Origin of the sequence: Coprococcus sp. AF21-14LB (assembly GCF_003458885.1) — a bacterium.
Classification (GTDB): domain Bacteria; phylum Bacillota; class Clostridia; order Lachnospirales; family Lachnospiraceae; genus UBA9414.
On the sequence record NZ_QRVX01000095.1, the window covers coordinates 1 to 3,399 of the forward strand.

Consider the following 3,399-nt stretch of genomic DNA (forward strand, 5'->3'; position numbering starts at 1 on the left):
AAAAAAATCGTTATAATAATCTTTGGTTATCATAGTTCCATTATAACATGGAACGGAGTGAAAGATGGTTGTCGTTAGCCATCTTTTTCTCTTTTTACGAAAAAGTTTCAGGGGCAGATTTGACTCATGTGAGTCAAATCTGCCCTGTTTGGAACTATCTATTTCCCGACAGCCCGTAAATGTGATTCTTCATAATTGTACCAATTCGCGGACGTTTAGCCGATGCGTATATGGGGATTGTATTGTTCTCGGATGTCCATGATCGTCGAAGCTGATGAGGAATCAGCTGAAAACACGCAGATTTCTGTGGTGTAAAACATTGCAGGGCATGCTTTTAAAGCCTCCCGTTGGCAGGCTTTTTCAAAACAGTATAAGAAGTTAGGATGATCAGGATGGTGCATAACACCTTCCCAGCTGTTTCATAGAACTTTGGCCACATTCCGGGCAGATAGAAATATCAAAGTCCCACACAGCCTTTAAAAGCTCAGCCATGGACATATCTGTAAACCGTCTTTTAAAACGCTGGTGTCCCTGCAAGGCAAAAATGAGTTTCAGGTTTTTTCTTTTCATCCGGTTGTTCAGGAAACCATAATAACGGATCTTCTGGAAACCGGACGGAAGCACATGCATCAGGTATCTCCTAATGAATTCTGTATGAGCCAGAGTGATCTGGCGCCTGGCTCGCCGGGCTTTTTTCCCCTGGCAGAGAACGTGACCTCCTTTTCCGTGACGGAAGGATACGGCTGTTGGAAATGGCGATCTTATGGGTGTATCTTCCAAGATATTCGACCGCATTTCCAAAGCCGTTAAAGGTTTCTTTTATGTAAGGACACCAGTCCTTTTCATAAAGTTTATCTTTCCAGTTCTTCCATTCATATGAATCCTGCAATCTTTCACAGGATGAAGAAAGATCCAGCTTATTATCCTCGTAGAGGGTGTTGAGCAGGGAAAGATATTTGCCTTTGAACTTATCGCGGAGAACATATACGGGGATGAAAAATTTACCGGCAGACTTTCGGATCTTATGCTCCCTGGTAAGACCGCCGCCCGAAATAATACAGTGCATATGCACATGGTAACCGATCTCCTGGTTCCATGTATGGAGTACCTGGATGATGCCGGGTGTTGCACCGAGATACTTTTTGTCGGAAGACAGTTCAAGAAGTGTTTCGGCACAGCATCTGTGAAGAAGCCCGTACAGAAGCTTCTGGTTACGATAAATAAGCGGGTTTAACTCATGTGGCAGGGTGAAGACCACATGAAAATACGGCGTATCGATGACTTCTTCCCTGCGTTTATCCACCCAGACTTCTTTTAAGACAGCCTGGCAGTTTGGGCAGTTCCGGTTACGGCAGGAATTATTGTGGAATTGCGTATGTCCGCACTCGGTACACTGGCTGGCATTGGCTCCAAGGGCGCCGGATTTACAACGGATGACAGCGAGGGAGGCTTTTCTCTGGATGTCAGAAACAGGGTGCCCGGAAGAAAGAAAAGAGTCAAAAGAACACTGCCAGATCTTCTGGATCTTGAGATCACTCATAAAGCCCACCTGCCATTCTGTCAAAAGGATTGGAAGAAGCCATCAGGGCATTTGATGCCAGATGTACGTATATAACCGTGGAAGAAACAGACCGGTGTCCCATGAGCGCTTTCAAAGTGAGCAGGTCGGTCCCGTCTTCATAATGGTAGGTGGCAAAAGCATGGCGGAATGTGTGACAGGTAAAACGGTGCTCCCATCCGAGTTCTTTTTCGTGTGCAAGGATAAAGCTGGGGATACGCTGGTGATCGATGGGCTTGTCCGGGTTTTTCTTCTGTGGAAAGAGCCAGTCTTTCGGCCGGGAACCAGCCGGGAATGAATACCAGTACCGGAGGATGATCTCCCAGACGTTATCAGAAAGAGGTACGTAACGGTCAGAGCGGTTCTTGGAAGCACGTATATGAATACGTTTTCTGGAATGTTCAATGTCAGAGCATTTCAGATGACGTACTTCGCCCACCCGCAGCCCGGAAGAAAACATAAGGCAGAGTATGGTCTTAAACTTTATGTCAGAAATGGAAAACAGGAATGTTTTCATTTCTTCACGTGAAGGGATAAAAGGGGTATAAGAGTCAAATTTTCTGAAAGGGAGCTGATAGGGGTCCCAGGGCTTATGGAGGACATAAAGTGTAAAAAATCTCAGCTGTGAGATGCAGGCATTTATCGTACGGTCAGAAAGATCTCTTGTGTTCTGGATCCAAAAGATAAAGTCCCGCATCTGCTGCCATGATGCATCTTCCGGTGCAGTCAGACCGTTGTCGGAAAGGTACTGCAGATAAGCGGAGATATATGTAGAATACGAAGTATGGTATGGTCAGTAAGACCGCGCAGGGAAAGCATCTCCCTGAAAGAAGATAAATATTTGTCCATAAGGAACCTCCTGTAAATGAAATAAGATTGATCTAGAGTCAGGATATTTCAAAACAGGTGGTGGACGGATAAAAAAGTAAAATATGTACTTGTTGAGTTTAAAAATCCATGATAACATAAGCATAGCAGCTTTTTTGTATTGTTTTAGGTTGTCTTGTGGTGATTCAACAATAAAACATATATAAGAAAACTGCTACTTTTATTTCGAGGAAAACTGATTTTTTTGAAAAAAAGTAGTGGAATCACGTACTTAGGACTAGCCGTCGCGCTAGCGACTTGGTACAATGAAAAAGAAAGCTGAATTGGAATCCGAGCTTCCAGTTTGCAAGTTTAAGTGAGTGTGTGAAACTTTTTCTGTAAAATAATGTTTATAAGGTTCTTCTATGATACAATAAATATCATTAGGAGGGCCTTTTATTATGGCAAGACAAAAGAAACCTGTACATCGTGTACAAATGACAGAAGGAAAACGAAACATCATCCATACTTATAATACATGGATCGACTAAGAGCGGCTACTGGGAGATTATAGAAAATTAGCGGGATGATAGAAAATGAAGGTTAAATTAGAAGATGATGGCGAAGATAATTCAGAACTTATTGAAGAAATAGAAGATTCATTTATAGAAGAGTATATTCCATTACCAGGACAGTATGAAATCAATGAGTACAGGATTATGGAAGAATTTATATACGACCTGCCAGAAGGCAGAAATCAAGACACATTAGAGAGAGCAATACAGGGAAGAGGAGATTTTAGAAGATTTAAAGATAGATTATTCGACTTAAATCTGGAACAAAAGTGGTATGATTATCGAGACCGTGCCTATGAACGTATTGCGAAAGAATGGTGCGAAAAATATAACATTGATTGTTGTGATATAATTCATAAGGGAAGTATCAGATTCAGAGCAGATAAAAAGAGCAGTTCTGAATTAACAGGAACTGCTCTGAATGTGATTCTTTCCAATTGTACCAGGCCGCGGACGGGT

General features: G+C 42.4%; 2 protein-coding genes and 1 pseudogene. 1 reads left to right on the top strand and 2 read right to left on the bottom strand.

The window, feature by feature from the left end:
• Positions 1-387: 387 nt before the first annotated feature.
• Positions 388-1,540, bottom strand: a pseudogene (locus DWX73_RS12980) (IS91 family transposase).
• Entirely contained in the window at positions 1,533-2,255 is a 723-nt protein-coding gene (locus DWX73_RS12985) for a tyrosine-type recombinase/integrase (protein WP_442872003.1), read from the bottom strand. Before DWX73_RS12985 ends, DWX73_RS12980 begins: the two are co-directional and overlap by 8 nt.
• A gap of 706 nt (positions 2,256-2,961) precedes the next feature.
• On the opposite strand from DWX73_RS12985, the gene DWX73_RS12990 reads away from it, so the two are divergent.
• Positions 2,962-3,399 (top strand): UPF0158 family protein (locus DWX73_RS12990; RefSeq protein ID WP_118349097.1); only part of this gene is annotated, 438 nt, incomplete at its 3' end.